This window comes from Priestia sp. GS2, assembly GCF_036409025.1.
GTDB lineage: Bacteria > Bacillota > Bacilli > Bacillales > Bacillaceae_H > Priestia > Priestia aryabhattai_A.
Map to the genome: position 1 here is coordinate 1,637,226 of NZ_JAZGJX010000001.1, position 15,912 is coordinate 1,653,137.

The 15,912-nt window shown below is 38.0% G+C and carries 20 protein-coding genes; 17 read left to right on the forward strand and 3 right to left on the reverse strand.

The genetic code is table 11. From position 1 onward, the window contains the following. The first annotated feature begins 24 nt into the window (after nt 1-24). From V2145_RS08565 to V2145_RS08620, 12 genes are all read left to right on the forward strand, one after another. A complete protein-coding gene (locus V2145_RS08565; protein WP_094912909.1) occupies nt 25-426 on the forward strand; it encodes an acyl-CoA thioesterase in 402 nt (133 codons plus the stop codon). A gap of 17 nt (nt 427-443) precedes the next feature. Beyond that, the gene (locus tag V2145_RS08570; protein ID WP_330987554.1) at nt 444-2,204 is read left to right on the forward strand and encodes an acyl-CoA dehydrogenase family protein; all 1,761 of its coding nucleotides are present in this window, start codon (nt 444-446) and stop codon (nt 2,202-2,204) included. Between the two features lie 19 nt (nt 2,205-2,223). Further along, nucleotides 2,224-3,201 carry a quinone oxidoreductase family protein gene (locus V2145_RS08575; protein WP_094912911.1) on the forward strand — a complete coding sequence of 326 codons (978 nt, stop codon included), beginning with the start codon at nt 2,224-2,226 and terminating at the stop codon, nt 3,199-3,201. A 154-nt stretch (nt 3,202-3,355) separates the two neighbouring features. Next, a complete protein-coding gene (trhO, locus tag V2145_RS08580) occupies nt 3,356-4,321 on the forward strand; it encodes an oxygen-dependent tRNA uridine(34) hydroxylase TrhO (RefSeq protein ID WP_094912912.1) in 966 nt (321 codons plus the stop codon). Between the two features lie 126 nt (nt 4,322-4,447). Beyond that, nucleotides 4,448-4,969 (forward strand): TcaA NTF2-like domain-containing protein, encoded by a 522-nt coding sequence (locus V2145_RS08585; RefSeq protein ID WP_131887715.1) that lies wholly within the window; start codon nt 4,448-4,450, stop codon nt 4,967-4,969. Nucleotides 4,970-5,154: 185 nt separating this feature from the next. Beyond that, the gene (locus V2145_RS08590; RefSeq protein ID WP_330987555.1) at nt 5,155-5,691 is read left to right on the forward strand and encodes a helix-turn-helix domain-containing protein; all 537 of its coding nucleotides are present in this window, start codon (nt 5,155-5,157) and stop codon (nt 5,689-5,691) included. A gap of 1 nt (nt 5,692) precedes the next feature. Next, the gene (locus V2145_RS08595) at nt 5,693-6,622 is read left to right on the forward strand and encodes an alpha/beta hydrolase (protein ID WP_330987556.1); all 930 of its coding nucleotides are present in this window, start codon (nt 5,693-5,695) and stop codon (nt 6,620-6,622) included. Beyond that, nucleotides 6,615-6,815: a hypothetical protein gene (locus tag V2145_RS08600; protein WP_330987557.1), complete on the forward strand. Its 201-nt coding sequence runs from the start codon at nt 6,615-6,617 to the stop codon at nt 6,813-6,815. The genes V2145_RS08595 and V2145_RS08600 overlap by 8 nt, the downstream gene beginning before the upstream one ends. Continuing rightward, nucleotides 6,796-7,116, forward strand: a complete 321-nt coding sequence (locus tag V2145_RS08605; protein ID WP_094912917.1) for a YbjQ family protein — start codon at nt 6,796-6,798, stop codon at nt 7,114-7,116. Before V2145_RS08600 ends, V2145_RS08605 begins: the two co-directional genes overlap by 20 nt. A 427-nt stretch (nt 7,117-7,543) precedes the next feature. Beyond that, nucleotides 7,544-7,954 (forward strand): hypothetical protein, encoded by a 411-nt coding sequence (locus tag V2145_RS08610; RefSeq protein WP_330987558.1) that lies wholly within the window; start codon nt 7,544-7,546, stop codon nt 7,952-7,954. A 36-nt stretch (nt 7,955-7,990) separates the two neighbouring features. Next, entirely contained in the window at nt 7,991-8,470 is a 480-nt protein-coding gene (locus V2145_RS08615) for a GNAT family N-acetyltransferase (RefSeq protein ID WP_131887711.1), read from the forward strand. A gap of 237 nt (nt 8,471-8,707) precedes the next feature. Continuing rightward, nucleotides 8,708-8,905 carry a hypothetical protein gene (locus V2145_RS08620; RefSeq protein ID WP_094912920.1) on the forward strand — a complete coding sequence of 66 codons (198 nt, stop codon included), beginning with the start codon at nt 8,708-8,710 and terminating at the stop codon, nt 8,903-8,905. A 218-nt stretch (nt 8,906-9,123) separates the two neighbouring features. Here the strand turns inward: V2145_RS08620 and V2145_RS08625 are convergent, their stop codons facing one another. Together V2145_RS08625 and V2145_RS08630 are read right to left on the reverse strand one after the other, a co-directional pair. Beyond that, nucleotides 9,124-9,396: a hypothetical protein gene (locus tag V2145_RS08625; protein WP_094912921.1), complete on the reverse strand. Its 273-nt coding sequence runs from the start codon at nt 9,394-9,396 to the stop codon at nt 9,124-9,126. 47 nt (nt 9,397-9,443) lie between these two features. Next, nucleotides 9,444-9,992 carry a flavodoxin family protein gene (locus V2145_RS08630; protein ID WP_131887710.1) on the reverse strand — a complete coding sequence of 183 codons (549 nt, stop codon included), beginning with the start codon at nt 9,990-9,992 and terminating at the stop codon, nt 9,444-9,446. 117 nt (nt 9,993-10,109) lie between these two features. Between V2145_RS08630 and V2145_RS08635 the strand changes: the two genes are divergently transcribed. From V2145_RS08635 to cls, 4 genes are all read left to right on the forward strand, one after another. After that, nucleotides 10,110-11,018 carry a LysR family transcriptional regulator gene (locus V2145_RS08635; protein WP_131887709.1) on the forward strand — a complete coding sequence of 303 codons (909 nt, stop codon included), beginning with the start codon at nt 10,110-10,112 and terminating at the stop codon, nt 11,016-11,018. 188 nt (nt 11,019-11,206) lie between these two features. Further along, nucleotides 11,207-11,767 (forward strand): 3D domain-containing protein, encoded by a 561-nt coding sequence (locus V2145_RS08640; protein WP_131887708.1) that lies wholly within the window; start codon nt 11,207-11,209, stop codon nt 11,765-11,767. Nucleotides 11,768-11,961: 194 nt separating this feature from the next. Further along, on the forward strand, nt 11,962-12,219 hold the full coding sequence (locus V2145_RS08645) for a DUF1292 domain-containing protein (RefSeq protein ID WP_131887707.1): 258 nt from the start codon (nt 11,962-11,964) through the stop codon (nt 12,217-12,219). A gap of 107 nt (nt 12,220-12,326) precedes the next feature. After that, a complete protein-coding gene (gene cls / locus V2145_RS08650) occupies nt 12,327-13,532 on the forward strand; it encodes a cardiolipin synthase (RefSeq protein WP_330987559.1) in 1,206 nt (401 codons plus the stop codon). A gap of 14 nt (nt 13,533-13,546) precedes the next feature. On the opposite strand, the gene V2145_RS08655 is transcribed toward cls, so the two are convergent. Further along, nucleotides 13,547-14,281: a MurR/RpiR family transcriptional regulator gene (locus V2145_RS08655; RefSeq protein ID WP_330987560.1), complete on the reverse strand. Its 735-nt coding sequence runs from the start codon at nt 14,279-14,281 to the stop codon at nt 13,547-13,549. A 145-nt stretch (nt 14,282-14,426) separates the two neighbouring features. Between V2145_RS08655 and V2145_RS08660 the strand changes: the two genes are divergently transcribed. After that, nucleotides 14,427-15,893 (forward strand): glycoside hydrolase family 1 protein, encoded by a 1,467-nt coding sequence (locus tag V2145_RS08660; protein WP_330987561.1) that lies wholly within the window; start codon nt 14,427-14,429, stop codon nt 15,891-15,893. Nucleotides 15,894-15,912 lie beyond the last annotated feature (19 nt).

Consider the following 15,912-nt stretch of genomic DNA (forward strand, 5'->3'; position numbering starts at 1 on the left):
ACCAAAGAAGAGGAGAGGTTAAACATGAGCGATACGAAAATTAAAGTGAGATTTTGCGAGACGGATGCACTGGGGCACATTAACAATACAAGCTACTTCATTTATTTAGAGGAAGCTCGAATTGATTTCTTTGAAAAAATGGGCGTGAAAATGGATTCAAGCAAGTGGTCATATTTAATTGCCTCCACTAAATGTGATTTTATTGCTCAAGGGTATTTTAATCAAACTCTTGCTGTTTCTACGTACGTAACGCGCATCGGTCATAAAAGCTTTACGATCGGTCACGAAATTACGGACAGTAAGACAGGTGAGTTAATTGCTAGAGGCGAAGCAGTTCTTGTCCATTTTGATTTTGAGTTACAAAAAAGCGTACCGCTTCCAGATGATGTGTGTGCGTTTTTACAGAATTATTTACAAACTGTTTAGGAAAGGGAGTGGAAACAATGTTTCAAGACGTAAAATTATCGTCGTTTGGCGGTACGTTCATAGTGAAGGCTGCGTCTGATGCATGCACCCCAGAAGACTTAACAAATGAGCAAGAGCTAATTGCGCAAACTGCTAGTCAGTTTGCCGAAAAAGACGTATATCCCTATAAACAAAAAATCGATGAACAAAACTTTGAGCTAGTGGTAAGGCTGATGAAAAAAGCAGGAGAGATTGGCTTATTGGCTCATAGCGTGCCCGAAGCATACGGAGGACTTGGTCTTGATAAAGTAACGAAAGGAATCGTGGGTGAAGCGCTTGGGAAAACGGGTTCTTATGGCGTTGCTCACGCAAATCATACGTGCATTGCAACGCTTCCGATTACGTATTTTGGAACAAAAGCGCAAAAGAAACGCTACCTGCCAAAGCTTGCAAGTGGTGAATATATCGGTGCTTACTGCTTAACGGAGCCAGAAGCTGGGTCAGATGCGCTTTCCGCTCGAACCACAGCAGTGTTAAATAATGAAAAAACGCACTACATTCTAAACGGAACCAAGCAATACATTACAAGCGCTGCGTTTGCAGACACGTTCATTACGTATGCAAAAGTAGACGGCAAGCATTTTACAGCTTTCATTGTCGAAAAAAACTTTCAAGGTTTATCTATTGGACCCGAAGAAAAAAAGATGGGCATTAAAGGGTCGTCCACTTGCCCTGTTATTTATGAAGATTGCTTAGTTCCTGTTGACAACGTACTAGGTGAAGTTGGCAAGGGGCACGTCATTGCATTAAACGTGTTAAATCTCGGTCGCTATAACCTTGGGTTTGCGTGTGTAGGAGGTGCAAAACATGCGCTAGAGCTTACGCTTTCTTATACGAAAGAACGAAAACAATTTCAAACGGCTATCGCTCATTTTCCTGCAACGAAAGAAAAGCTAGCTTTGATGAATGCCCGCATTTATGCTGCTGAATCATTACAATATCGAACGGGCGGCTTATTAGAAAGCGTGCTGGCAGGTGCTTACGAAAACAATGATCCGAAAGAAGCCGCAAAAAGCTTAGCACAGTTTGCGATGGAGTGCTCAGTGTGTAAAGTATATAGTTCTGAAGCATTCGACACGGTGGTGGACGAAGCCCTTCAGCTTCACGGCGGAGCTGGCTTTATTCAAGACTATGAAATTGAATCGGTTTATCGTGATTCACGTATTAATCGAATTTTTGAAGGAACGAACGAGATTAATAGACTGGTCTTACCCACGCACTTTCTGCGAAAAGTGAAAAGTGGTGAGCTGGTTTTAAATCAGGAAACGGTTGAACAAGCATATAGTGCTATAAAAGAAGAAAATCACCTCCTTCCTCTTGAAAAGAAAGCTGTTCACACAGTGCGCTATCTTCTTCTATTACTTTTAAGTGAAGCATTAAAAGTAGCAAAAGAGCATATAGTCCACGAGCAGGAAGCCTTAATGAAGCTTTCAAACCTTGCTATTGGTTTATATGCAATGGAATCAGCCGTCATCCGAACGGAAAAAGCAGTCAGGAAAAATGGGAAAGAAAACGAACAGCTGAAAGTTGATCTGACAGAGCTAGTAGTGGATTTAACGATGCGCGAGGTAAGAGATGAAGCAATGCAGCTTATTAATGGTATTGCTACTGCTAAAAAGCATCAAGCTCTTCATTATGAACTTCAGACGTTAATGCGCGATTTTCAATACGAAGGCACGTTTACTAAAACGCGAAGAGTCGCAGATGAATTAATTGAAAGTGGTCGTTATACGTGTTAACTAAAAAGGAGGAGTAAAAATGAAAGCGATTCAATTCAAACAATATGGTAGTCCAGATGTGCTTAGAGTGATTAACTTGGCAAGACCTGTGCCAAAAAAGAAGGACGTTTTAATAAAAGTAGAAGCGATTGGTGTTAACTACGCTGATACTGCTAGAAGAGAAGGAGCATACGTTGTTGATACGCCGCTTCCATTTATTCCTGGTTCTGAAGTGGCAGGAGAGGTTGTTGAGCTCGGTGAAGAAGTAGAAGGAATAAAAGTTGGAATGAAAGTTGTTACGCTGCTTGGGTCACACCGAGCAACTGGATATGCTGAGTATACGCTTGCAGATTCAAGAGGACTTATTCCGCTGCCAGATGGAGTTGACCTTAAGCAAGCAGCTGCTTTACCGCTTCAAGGCTTAACGGCGTATCACATTTTAAAAACGATGGGGCGAATTGAAAAAGGAGAAACCGTTGTGGTACACGCTGCTGCAGGAGGCGTTGGCACGCTTGCTGTGCAGCTTGCAAAAAAATTTGGTGCTCACGTAATTGCTACAGCAAGTTCAGATGAAAAACTAGCTATTGCCAAGCGTCTAGGAGCCGACGTTCTTATTAACTATACGGAAGCAGGTTGGCAAAACAAAGTGATGGAAGAAACAAAACACGGAGCCGATGTAATTCTAGAAATGGTTGGAGGGTCTATTTTTTACGATTCTCTGCAGTGTCTTGCACCGTTTGGCCGTCTTGTATTCTACGGAATGGCAAGCGGCCAGCCTGTGAAATTTAATCCAGGCAGGCTGATGGAGAAAAACCAGTCCGTAATGGGGTTCTTTTTACCACAAATGATGGCAAAGCCTAGTTTGTATCAGCAAAGTTTACAAGAGCTGTTAACTTATATGAAAAACGGAGAGCTTGAATTGCTGATTGGTGGAACGTATCCACTTGAAGATGCAGCGCATGTTCATCGGTTATTGCAAGGAAGAAAAACGACAGGAAAACTTATTTTAGTACCATAAATTTTCGAATTAAGAACATTTGATTTTACAGATGTTCTTTTTTTTAGTATTATATATAAGGTTACACATCGTAACGTAAATGTAAGATTTTCAATGTAAAACAACCTATATGCATTATATCTTGCAAATATGAACAGATAGGTGGAAACAAAAAATGAGTACTAACAAACCTTATAGAGTTCTTCTCTATTACATGTATGTTCCAATTGAAAACGCAGAGGAATTTCGCGATGAGCAGTTTGCGCTATGCGAAGAGCTTGAACTAAAAGGAAGAATTTTAGTAGCTTCTGAAGGAATTAATGGAACAGTTTCAGGAACAGTAGAACAAACAGATCGCTACATGGAAGTAATGAAGCAAGACCCTCGCTTTAGCGAAATGGTCTTCAAAATAGATGAAGCCGATGAGCATGCGTTTAAAAAATTACGCGTTCGTCATCGTCCAGAGCTCGTAACATTACGTCTTGAAAACGACATAAACCCACTTGAAACAACAGGCAACTATTTAAGTCCGAAAGAGTTTTTTGAAGCAATGCAGCAGGAAGATACGATTGTAATTGATGCGCGAAACGACTATGAGTTTGACTTAGGTCACTTCAGAGGTGCAGTACGCCCAGATATCCGTAATTTCCGCGAGCTTCCAGAATGGATTCGTGAAAACAAAGAAATGTTTGAAGATAAAAAAGTCTTAACATACTGCACAGGCGGTATCCGCTGCGAGAAGTTCTCAGGCTGGTTAAAAGAAGAAGGCTTTGAAGATGTAGGTCAGCTTCATGGCGGAATCGTAACATACGGTAAAGACCCGGAAGTGCAAGGTGAACTATGGGACGGACAATGCTACGTATTTGATGAGCGTATCAGCGTTCCGGTAAACCAAAAAGAACACGTAATTGTTGGTAAAGATCACTTTGACGGCCAACCTTGTGAGCGCTATGTAAACTGCGCAAACCCAGCGTGTAACCGTAAGATTTTAGCTTCTGAAGAAAACGAGCACAAATATTTACGCAGCTGCTCTCACGAGTGTCGCGTAAATCCTCGCAACCGCTATGTAAAAGAGCACGGCTTAACAGACGAGGAATTTGCACAACGAGTAAAAGAAGTACAAGAATTAGCAACAACATAAAAAATAGCATTCATTGAAAGCCCAAATCTCACATGATTTGGGCTTTTTTATTATTTCTTACCTTCGGAAGCAGGAATCAAATCACGTAGGATGGAAAATAATGAAAAAGAAAGGAGTGTGCAAAGAATGAAGCACTTTATAGGTATCTTCACTCTAGCAGCTGTATTGACCGGATGCCAAGATCAGGCAGATGAGAAAAAGCAAGCTCCACCCACAAATTCTAAGGAAGAAGTTGAAGAAACGGTGACTGCTCCGAAACCATCACAACCAATTAAACAGCCTCCAGTTCAAGCAGCGGATGAAAATATCCACTCGTATATAAAGCAATATGCAGAAGCTTATGCCAAAGCCGTGACAGCAGGGTCAATTGAAGAAGTAAGTTCTTTTTTAAAAAAAGATAGTGTTTTATACAATGCAGAGCTTGCAAAAATCAATAAGCTAAAGTCAAAGAAAATCTCGTATAAACTTTTGAATGTGAAGCTAATGGACCTCCAAAAAACAGATAATGGTTATGTAATTAAAGTAGAAGAGTCTTTTGAACAAACAAAAGAGGGGAAAAGTTTACAAACAGTGACGTTTAACAAGTCATATACCGCAAACTATGAAAATGATCACTTAATAATTGTAGATATGAAAGAAACATCCTAAACCCATTAGCTAACGGGTATTTTTTTGAAGTATATTTATTAATAAAACTATGTTCTAAATAATCACTATAACAAAAAGAAGCGGATTAACGAATTAAAATGTTCTCATAAATGATAATAATGATTGATTATTATCATAGATGTGTTATTATTATCATATATGATAATAATGAAAGGAAGATTAAGATGGGTTCATCAAAAGCAGATGCGATTTTACATCCAATCCGAATGCGAATTATACAGGAGTTAGCCAGTAAACCTTGTACAGTACAAGAGCTACTTCAGTATCTTCAAGATGTTCCTCAAGCAACGCTATATCGACACTTAAACACGTTAAAAAAAGCAGAAGTTGTTGAGGTAATTAAAGAACAAAAGATTAGAGGAACAGTTGAAAAAACGTACGCATTAGCACAGGCGAGTGCTATCTTATCAGGAGATGAAGTCCAGCATTTAACAAAAGAAGAGCACTTACAGCACTTTATGAACTTTTACACAATGCTCGCCAAAGAGTTTGAAGCATATTTAGAAGGCAACGTTAACTTTGAGAAAGATGGATTTGGATATCACCAGCTTCCCCTTCATTTAAGCGACAGTGAGCAGCAGGCGTTTTTAGAAGACTATAAAAAACTGGTAGGTAAGTATCAGTTTAAGCCGCGAGAAGATCGCCGTAAGCGTACGATGGCCGTTTCATTCATTCCAGAACGTCAAAGAGGAGAGAACTAAGATGCGGGAAAAAGAACTTCAGCTTACAGCTGTTAAGGCCATGCTAACAATTCCTGAGGAGAAATCAGGTAAGAAACCTGCTGTATTAATTATTAGTGGTAGTGGTCCAGTAGACTATAACGGAAACACCAAAAAGTTTGCAAGCAACGTTTATCGTGATTTAGCAGCTGTCTTTACAGAAATGGGCTACGTTACGCTTCGTTATGACAAGCGAAATCTTGATGCGTTTTATAAAACGACGTTAACGGACCTCATTCAAGATGCAAAAGAAGCTTTTCACGTTTTACAAAATCAGGATGAAGTAGATGATAAGCAACTATTTATTGCAGGACACAGTGAAGGAGCAATAATTGCGACCGTGGTTGCTGAAGAGCTTCAGACTAGCGGATTAATCCTGCTAGCTGGTGCAGGACAAAACCTCATCGAAGCAACTGAGTATCAGCGGGAACGCGCTTATAAAGAAATTGCAGCTCAAAGCGGGTTTAAAGGTTGGTTATTTAAAAAGCTAAAGGTTATTGAAAAAGACCGACAAAAAGCTGATAATCTTTTAAAGCGTTTTAAAGAAGCAAAAGAAGACGTTGTGCGCGTGCAGCTTGTTCGCATGAATGCAGCATGGTGGAGAGAGCATATGATGGTAAATCCGCATCACTATTATGAAAAATTATCGATACCCATTTTAGCTATAACAGGCTCAAAGGATGTGCAGGCAGATCCTAACGCACTTCAAGCTTTGGATGAGTATCCTACGATTGAAACAACAATCATTAAAGATATGAATCACGTATTAAAGATACAAACACAAGAGCCTTCCATGCTGAAGCTGATGAAGCAATATAAGAAGACGTTTTCAGATCCAATTGCTCCAGAGTTACGGGACGTAATCAAAAGATGGCTTACGAAACAAACACAGGGAAGTAAACTCCATGAATAAACTGATTTTAATTATATTTACTATTGCTGTTGTTGCACAGCTGACGGGAATTGTTCTTTTATTTATAGATGCCAAGCTCGCCCTTCAGGCTTTTATCTACTATGTGGCAACAATTATTCTATTAGTTCCTTTATTGATTATAAAAAAACGGAAAACAAAAGAGGAGGATCCAAATGATTATCGTGACTACTGATAATGTATCAAACTATCGAGTAACAGAAACAATTGGGTATGTAAAAGGAAGTACGGTGCAGTCTAAAAATATCGGTCGTGATATTTTAGCAGGCTTAAAGAATATCGTAGGGGGAGAAATTAAAGAATATACGGAAATGATGGATGATGCTCGAAAAATCGCGGTTGCCCGAATGGTTAGAGATGCTGAAGAAAAGGGCGCAAACGCCATTGTCGGCTTCCGTTTAGTCAGTTCAGCTATTGCCAGTAACGCTTCTGAAATTGTGGCGTACGGAACGGGTGTGAAGGTAGTTAACAGTTAAGAATAGCCCCCTCTTAACTCGCTTATGAAAATATATCTATGCTAAAAGTTTTAGTTTTATTGTAAAAATATATTTACATAGAAATATTTACAAAGTATAATGTTTCACTGTGAAAAAGTTTATGTAGGGGGCAATATACGTAATGAGTAAGTTTTAAAAAATACTAACATCAAGTTTAATTGTAGGAGGATTACTAGCTGGCTGCGGTAGCAATTCTGATAGTTCTAATAGTGCAGCAGAAATAAAAGAAGAGCCAAAGGCATCGGAGCAACAACCATTAAAGAATAATGTTCCAAAACCAGAGAAAGATGAAAGCGGGAATTACATACTGAAGGTTCCTGGTCAAAAGGTAAAAGAAGACGGTGCTACGGCAGAACTTTTAAAAATAAAAAAAGTAAACGAAACAGTTGATATTTCACCACTAAAAGTGACAATTGAAGATATTAAAGTAATTAAATTAACAGATCTAGACGAAGAGTTTGCTGAAGGTCTAGAGTGGATGGCTGACACAAAAATTAACCCAGAAGAAACTTCTTACGTTCAGGTTAATTACACTGCAGAAAATACATCTGACAGCAATATTGAATGGTACGATATTATGAATGTTGTTACAGATAAAGGTGAACAAATCGATGGACAGCTCAAAGATTTTATTTCTGATGATGGAGATTCAGATTCACAGTTTATCGGTAAAGTTAAAAAAGAATATACCGATGGTTTTGTTTTAAAAAATGAAGATATCAACTCTGTTAAGCTAGTTTTCGGCTATACTGAAGATGAAGACTATAACGAAATTACACCTGAACAGACGGTTGAATACACGTTTTTTTATAATTAGATAAATGTAATTTCACAAGAAAGGAAGTAATACAAAATGAAGCATGTAATTGAAAAGATGAAAATGAAAGATATTCACTCTGTGCAACAAGTAGCCACAGAAAGTTGGCATCATACATATAAAGACATTATCCCTTTGGACGTACAAAACAATTTCTTGCGAGCTGCATATAGCACAGACATGTTGAAAAAGCGGATGGAAGAGTCGGAGCTGTGGGTAGCGCTCGTAGAAACGAAAGTAGTAGGCTTTGCAAGCTTTACGCCAGTTAATGAAAAAGGGGACAGCGAACTGCTGGCGATTTACTTACTGCCAGAGTATCAAGGAAAAGGAATTGGCACAGCACTTTTTGAAAAAGGAAGCCGTCATGTCAAAAAAGTAATTGTCCATGTTGAGCGCGAAAACCAAAACGGCATGTCCTTTTATCGTACACAAGGGTTTTCAGTTACAGATGAGTTTGATGAGGATTTTGATGGGCATCTCCTACAAACCGTTCAAATGACTCTTCAAATAAAGTAAAAATCAGTGAGTTAATACTGATTCTTTTTTTAGGACTAATTATTTTATTAAACTATGTTCTAAATAAACAATATTATATCAAAACCTTAGCACTTAAAACCTTTCCACAATATCATAATTTATTCATAATAACTACCCTTTTCATAAAAATAAAAATGCCTTTCTTTCCTAAAACGAGGTTGCTTTTCTTTTATAGAAAGCTTACACTAGTAAAGCATATTAAAAGGATGGTGTTTTATGAAAAATAGAGATAATGTGATTCCTTTTACTCCTAAGAAAAAACCTTCGCATTATTCCCCAGCTTCCGTTAAGTTAGATAAGAAGTTAGTGGAGTTTCTTGAAATCATGGACTTTGATGATCGCAATGATTTTTTAAACGAAATGATTGATTCATTCTTTCAATATGTAAAGAATGAAGAAGACGAAGTGCAATAAACGATAGGAAAACATCTTAACTAAACAGATGTTTTTTTGTTTGGTTTTATTTGTCTCCCCGACAAATGAGCTTTACTAGCATCTTCTTAGTAAAAGGCACAGGATATACGAATATATATAGATGAATTACATTCATTTTCACACATACTCTTCTCAACATATTTTCTTATTCCTAAAACAAAAAAGTGAGCTCATTGCTCACTTTTTTTGTTTGGGCATTATAATAGAAAGAACTGAACAAACCAAAGCTTATACGCAATCATCAGAGTACTTAGCATAATACCTGAAAACGCAGCCACTTTGTTTACTTTTCCTAACAATCCTACAAGTCCTAAGACGAAGGATAGTAGTAACATGGGAATTGCTAGCCAGCCGATAACGGGAATAATGCCTAGTAAAAAGCCAAACACCCCAAAGAAAAGTGATAGCGTTGCAACGCGGTTTCGCTGAGGTTGCTGAATAATGAGCTTTGTGACGTTTTCTGAAGCCATACCTTCACACCTTTTTTTATCCACAGCATGGGCAGATTATAAAGGGTTTATACGTGACTTTTTAGCTTCTTATTTATTTCATCAGCAGCAAATAATGCTCTTTTATCGCTTAATATGTCCCCTGGCTTATTTCCTTCTCCAATGATATAACCTTGAAAGTTCATATTCATAAAATCAAAGATATACTGAAACTGTTGAATAAGAGGAAGTCCCTTTAGATATGGATTGTCGCCTCCAACCGTAACAACATAGGCATGCTTGCCAGCCATTTGTTTCTTGAATTCTGGATAGTTTGCATCTCTCATTGAATGTGACCAGCGATCAATGAAATTCTTCATCACACCAGTCATCGTGTACCAATAGATTGGCGTCGAAAAAACAAGCGTATCATGACGCAATACTTCATCTATAACGTGATTGTAATCATCGTTGACTTCCGGGAAACCAGCTTCATCGTGACGCATGTCTTCAATTGGGTGAATGCTGTAATCTTTTAAGTATATTTCTGTGACTTCGATTCCTTCTATAACTTTTTTAGTTAATGTTTCGGTGTTACCACCTGGTCGATTTCCTCCATATAAAACAGCAATACTCATGGTTCATTCCTCCGTAGTTGTGATTTCTATACTTCCATTTTATAATGAATTAACTAATCATTGAAACGAATTATTTTAATAATATCAATCGATAAAACCGATTATAAGGAGCGAGATATGGATAGTAAACAACTTCAAACATTTATTCTTGCAGCGGATACGCTGAACTTTACTAAAACAGCTCAGTTGTTAAACTTTGCGCAATCAAGCGTAACGGCACAAATGAAAGCATTAGAAGCAGAACTTGAAACACCTTTATTTGAACGACTAGGAAAACGATTAGTCTTAACAGAAGCCGGCCGTAAGTTTCAGCAATATGCCAATCAGATGGTCACTCTACAAGAAGAGGCAAAAACGGCTTTAAGAGGAGGAACTGCATTTTTTGGTAAGCTCACTATTGGTGCACAGGAAAGTCAGTGTACGTACCGACTTCCAATGGTCTTATTAGAGTTTAAAAAGCAGTATCCTCATATGGAGATTGTTTTTAAGCCTGCTCATTCTAATGAGAGAGCTAGAAGGCATCTAACTGAAGGGGTACTTGATTTTGCGTTTATCATGGATGAAGCAAAACCACACGATATGATTACCATCGAACCGTTAATTCAAGAACAGATTAAAATTGTGACGGCTCCCAATCATCCAATTCAGAAGCGTAAAAAATTCAGCGTGCAGGACCTTGAAAAGGAGACGTTTTTGCTTACGGAAGAAGGTTGCTCATATCGAACCCTTTTAGAAGACGCATTCGCAGAGGCAAAGATTCACCCACTGAATAAGTTTGAGTTCGGCAGCATTGAAGCCATTAAACAATGTGTGATGGTTGGAATAGGCATTGCTGTCTTGCCTGACATGGCAGTTCGTAAAGAGCTAGAAGCAGGTAAAATGAAAGAGATTCCTTGGCATCCGCATTTAGCGCCTATATTTACTCACATAGCATGGCATAAAGGTAAAGTAATGACACCACCTTTACAAGCCTTTATTGATCTTACACGCAGTGCGTTTAAAGAAAACAAAATGGGGACTATTTGATTAAAAATGATATTGTAATGTAATAAAAAAGCTTTAAGTTAATCATAAAGAGTCGTTAGAACTAAGTTATATGACATAAAAGACATCATTTCAACAAGTTGTAACAAAATTTATACCCCTTTGAAATAATTCTGTAATAAAACTATAGTATTCTTTATTTACTGAATTGGAAAAAGGGGAAAATTTTGATGAAAAAACTAATTATTACGTCAAGTTTAGTTCTATTATCATTGTTTGGAACAGCAACTGCAACATCTGCGGCGTCAACTACATATAAAGTAAAAAGTGGAGATACATTATATAAAATTGCTTCTGTACATAAAGTGTCAGTAAAAGACATCCAGTCATGGAATAACTTAAAATCAGCAACAATTCGTCCGAATCAAGTGTTAAAAGTAGCTAAGCCACAAGCAGCTAAACCGAGTGCTAAGCCTGCAGCAAAAGCGTCTGCTCCTGCTGCGAAAAAAGAATTTACGGTTACAGCGACTGCTTATACAGGTAGTTGCAAAGGCTGCAGTGGAGTTACAGCAACAGGCATTAACTTAAAGAAAAACCCTAACTTAAAAGTCATTTCTGTTGATCCAAAAGTAATTAAGCTGGGGTCTAAAGTATGGGTAGAAGGTTATGGAACTGCAATTGCAGGTGATAAAGGAAGCGCAATTCGTGGAAATAAAATCGATGTGTTTATTCCAAACCAAAAAGAAGCCTTAAAATGGGGACGTAAAACGGTTAAAGTTCGCATTTTATAGTCTTTAAGTCATTAGCTAAATGGTGTTCTGCTATGCTATACTAAATTCACCATTTGCTTTATTAATTAATCTTTGTTTCTCAAGGCCTACTTATTCTAAATAAGTAGGTTTTTTATATTTTCTCTCTGAATGAAACAATGGATACAGGGTATACAAACAGTAAGAACAAAATATTTTTAAAGGAGAGAATGCAAATGGAAACGGTGAATACAGGTGAAATTTTTACCATTGTGGATGAAAATGAACAAGAGCAGGATGTCGAAGTTTTAGGAAAGCTAACGGTAGACGGAAAAGACTACATCGCTGTTGCGTTTGTTGAAGAGCTATTGATTGAATCAGAAGAAGATATTGACATCTTTTTCTTTTACATTGAACCAAACGGTGAATGGGCTAGTATTGAAGACGATGATGAATTTGAACGCATTTCTACTTTATTTGAAAATCTACATTAAACGAACCACGGCGACTGCCGTGGTTTTTTGCTCCCTTATATTCCCGCTTATAAAACTACACTCATTTTCAAATTCTATACGTATCTACACCATATAAGAGGTAGGGCATGTTCAAAAAAATAATGGTTATATTCCTTTTGGTTACCTGTTTTTTTCTGTTTTTTCAATGGGATGTAAAACAAGGATATAAAGAGTATACGAAGGCTCATCCATACACAGAAACTACATCGTATACCGGACATCTAACAATGTTTCCGGAAGGAAGTAAGCTATACACATCATTATTCACAGATATGAAAGAAGCGGAAAGCTATATTTACCTTCAATTTTTTATTTTTAGAGATGATCCAATTAGCATGAAGTTTATTGAATTACTAAAAGAAAAAGCCAAACGTGGCGTCGACGTGAAATTTTCGGTGGATCGCTTTGGTGGGAAAGACATTTCGTCATCGTTAATTAAAGAGATGCAAGAGAGCGGCATTGAGTTTGCTTTTAGTCGACCGTTGCAATTTCCTCATCTTTTTTATAGTCTTAACCACCGAAATCATCGAAAGCTTGTTGCGATTGACGGACATACGTCTTATATTGGCGGATTTAATATTGGAGAAGAGTATTTAGGCAACAACGAAAAGCTAGGATATTGGCGGGACTATCATCTTCGTATTCAAGGAAACGGTACGTATGAAATTGAAAAGCAGTTCTTAAAAGATTGGGAAGAAGATACGGGAGATGCTAAAAGCCCCAATGCTTTAAATAGAACAGTTCCTTCGAAAAATCAGTCAGCCTATCAGCTTGTTTTTACAACAGGAGAAACCCTAGAAAATCAAGTGTTAGATCTGATAAAACAAGCGAAACATGAACTTATTATTGCCACTCCGTATTTTATTCCAAGCGATACAATAATGGATGCGCTTAAAGATGCGAAAAAACGTGGTGTAGCAATTACCTTAATTGTGCCAGACCATACGGACGCTTGGTTTACTAAGCCACCTAGCTACCCTAAAATAGAAGAGCTTTTTAATGATGGAGCCGCTGTTTATTTGTACACGAAAGGCTTTTTTCACGGAAAGGTAATGATTATTGATGACAAGGTAGCAAACGTTAGTACAGCTAACTGGGATCCGCGTAGTTTTTACTTAAATGATGAAGCAAGCTGCCTCATTTATGATCAACACTTTATTGAACAGGTGAAAAAAGAGCTGAAGCACGATATGAAAGGTAGCAGAAAGCTCACAAGGGAAATCATTGATGACATTCCTATTTGGGAAAAGTCATTGGTGAATACGCCTGAATGGATTTACTATTATTTTTAACAAGCTGACGCATATTACGTCAGCTTGTATACTTCTCTAGCCGTTGCTTCAAGTATGTACATGACAGGAAGCTGAGTAGTGATGTTAAGTGGAAGGTTAGCAATTTTCCTACGCTCTTCCGTCGCGTAGTACGGAATGACGATATGAGATAGATGGGCTAACGTAGAAGATTTTGTGTTAGTAATGCTGATAATTTTACTTCCTTCTTCTTTTAACCGTGTAACTTGGCCCACTGTTTGAGGGGATTCTCCTGACACAGAAAGAGCAATGGTGATACTATTATCAAGCTGCTGAGCGTTAATTGGAAAGTAGGGGTCATTAATCGCAATTGAAAATTTTCCTAAACTTGAGAAATAGCGTGCTCCGTACTGCGCTAGTATACCTGAACTTCCAAATCCAACGAGTAAAACATGGTGAGCTTTTACTATTGCCTGAGCTGCCTCGGTAATAATTTCATCAAGATTTCCCTTTAATGTACGCTCCATAAATTCATACGCGAACTCTTTCATTCCTTTTACATCTTCTTCACTTTCTCTTTCTAAATACAGCTTTAGCTTTACTTTAAATTCACTAAATCCGTCACAGCCTACTTTTCTACAAAAACGTAAGATTGTTGAGGTGGATACGTGAGTGGCTGTTGCCAAGTCTCGAATACGCATATAGATGACCTGATTACCATTGTTTAAAATATAATTGTAGACGCTATAATCTAAGTCATTAAATGTTGAAATAACTTCACTTGAAAACATAAGTCATCTCCCTGTGTAACAGTATGTTTTTATTATGTAACAAGTTTCATTATGAGAGATACGTGTCTAAATTGCAAAATAATCTATATTCTTACAGCAAAAATTTATACAATGACACTAGATTATAAAAGGGTGGTGCTCACATATGGCAAACGTAACATTAAAGTTCCCGGATAACTTTTTATGGGGAGGAGCAACGGCAGCAAATCAAATTGAAGGTGCATTTGATGTAGGTGGAAAAGGGTTATCAGTTGATGACATAATCGAACGTGTGAAACCGGAAGACCGCAAGAAATTCCATCTGCCTTTCCCAACATCAGAAGAAGTTAAAGACGCATTAGCAGACGAAGAAAATAGACATTTCCCTAAACGCTATGGCATTGATTTTTACCATCGATATAAAGAAGATATTGCGTTATTTAAAGAGCTGGGTTTTAAAACGTTTCGCATTTCTATTGCGTGGACGCGTATTTTTCCAAACGGTGTAGAAGAAGAGCCTAACGAAGCTGGACTAGCTTATTACGATGACTTATTAGATGAATTAAGAAAAAACGGCATTGAACCAATTGTAACTCTGTCTCATTATGAAATGCCTCTACATTTATCTCTTGAATACGGAGGCTGGAAGAATCGCGTAGTAGTCGAGCATTTTACACGCTATGCTAGAACTGTGTTAGAACGATATAAAGATAAGGTAAAGTATTGGATTACGTTTAATGAAATCAACTCCATTTTAATGAGTCCCTTCATTAGCGGAGGTATGCTTCGAGACCAGGTTGAAGAAGGAAAGTTATTAGAAGCAACATTCCAAGCAGCTCATCACCAGCTTGTGGCAAGCGCAAAAGCAGTAGAAGCATGCCATGAAATAAATCCAGATGCTCAAATTGGTTGTATGGTACTTGGAATGATTAATTATCCAGACAGTTCGCACCCGGAAGATGTACACGCGGCGTTAACGGATCAGCGCAAGACGTTTTTCTTTACGGATGTTCAAGCGCGGGGTCATTACCCAACATACATGAATCGTTTCTTTAAAGAGCACGATATTGAGCTTGATATCCATCCAGAAGATGAACATATTTTAAAGAACAACCTTGTAGATTTTGTTTCGCTTAGTTACTATATGTCAACGGTGTCAGCAAGACCTGAAACAGCTGGTGAACAAGCAGTAGGCAACATTTTAACTAATTTAAAAAATCCGTACCTAGAAGCATCAGATTGGGGATGGCAGATTGATCCTGTTGGCTTGCGCACCCTATTGAATATGTTTTATGAGCGCTATGAAAAGCCGTTGTTTATTGTGGAAAACGGACTTGGTGCATTTGATAACGTCGAAGAAGATGGCAGCATTCATGACGACTATCGCATAGATTACTTGAAAAAGCATATTGAACAAATGAAAGAAGCGATTGCCGATGGAGTAGAGCTCCTTGGCTACACAGCTTGGGGACCGATCGACTTAGTCAGCTTTTCTACATCCGAAATGTCAAAGCGCTACGGATTCATTTATGTGGACCTTGACGATGAAGGAAACGGAACGCTAGACCGTTCGAAAAAAGATAGCTTTTATTGGTACCAGCGCGTGATTGAAAGTAATGGAGAAGAACTTTAAGTAAGTAGGAAAGAGGCTG

Bases quoted from the DNA above. Each gene is read 5' to 3' on its own strand.
- V2145_RS08565 (WP_094912909.1), top strand. From the start codon at position 25: ATGAGCGATACGAAAATTAAAGTGAGATTTTGCGAGACGGATGCACTG.
- V2145_RS08570 (WP_330987554.1), top strand. From the start codon at position 444: ATGTTTCAAGACGTAAAATTATCGTCGTTTGGCGGTACGTTCATAGTG.
- V2145_RS08575 (WP_094912911.1), top strand. From the start codon at position 2,224: ATGAAAGCGATTCAATTCAAACAATATGGTAGTCCAGATGTGCTTAGA.
- trhO (WP_094912912.1), top strand. From the start codon at position 3,356: ATGAGTACTAACAAACCTTATAGAGTTCTTCTCTATTACATGTATGTT.
- V2145_RS08585 (WP_131887715.1), top strand. From the start codon at position 4,448: ATGAAGCACTTTATAGGTATCTTCACTCTAGCAGCTGTATTGACCGGA.
- V2145_RS08590 (WP_330987555.1), top strand. From the start codon at position 5,155: ATGGGTTCATCAAAAGCAGATGCGATTTTACATCCAATCCGAATGCGA.
- V2145_RS08595 (WP_330987556.1), top strand. From the start codon at position 5,693: ATGCGGGAAAAAGAACTTCAGCTTACAGCTGTTAAGGCCATGCTAACA.
- V2145_RS08600 (WP_330987557.1), top strand. From the start codon at position 6,615: ATGAATAAACTGATTTTAATTATATTTACTATTGCTGTTGTTGCACAG.
- V2145_RS08605 (WP_094912917.1), top strand. From the start codon at position 6,796: ATGATTATCGTGACTACTGATAATGTATCAAACTATCGAGTAACAGAA.
- V2145_RS08615 (WP_131887711.1), top strand. From the start codon at position 7,991: ATGAAGCATGTAATTGAAAAGATGAAAATGAAAGATATTCACTCTGTG.
- V2145_RS08620 (WP_094912920.1), top strand. From the start codon at position 8,708: ATGAAAAATAGAGATAATGTGATTCCTTTTACTCCTAAGAAAAAACCT.
- V2145_RS08625 (WP_094912921.1), bottom strand. From the start codon at position 9,396: ATGGCTTCAGAAAACGTCACAAAGCTCATTATTCAGCAACCTCAGCGA.
- V2145_RS08630 (WP_131887710.1), bottom strand. From the start codon at position 9,992: ATGAGTATTGCTGTTTTATATGGAGGAAATCGACCAGGTGGTAACACC.
- V2145_RS08635 (WP_131887709.1), top strand. From the start codon at position 10,110: ATGGATAGTAAACAACTTCAAACATTTATTCTTGCAGCGGATACGCTG.
- V2145_RS08640 (WP_131887708.1), top strand. From the start codon at position 11,207: ATGAAAAAACTAATTATTACGTCAAGTTTAGTTCTATTATCATTGTTT.
- V2145_RS08645 (WP_131887707.1), top strand. From the start codon at position 11,962: ATGGAAACGGTGAATACAGGTGAAATTTTTACCATTGTGGATGAAAAT.
- cls (WP_330987559.1), top strand. From the start codon at position 12,327: ATGTTCAAAAAAATAATGGTTATATTCCTTTTGGTTACCTGTTTTTTT.
- V2145_RS08655 (WP_330987560.1), bottom strand. From the start codon at position 14,281: ATGTTTTCAAGTGAAGTTATTTCAACATTTAATGACTTAGATTATAGC.
- V2145_RS08660 (WP_330987561.1), top strand. From the start codon at position 14,427: ATGGCAAACGTAACATTAAAGTTCCCGGATAACTTTTTATGGGGAGGA.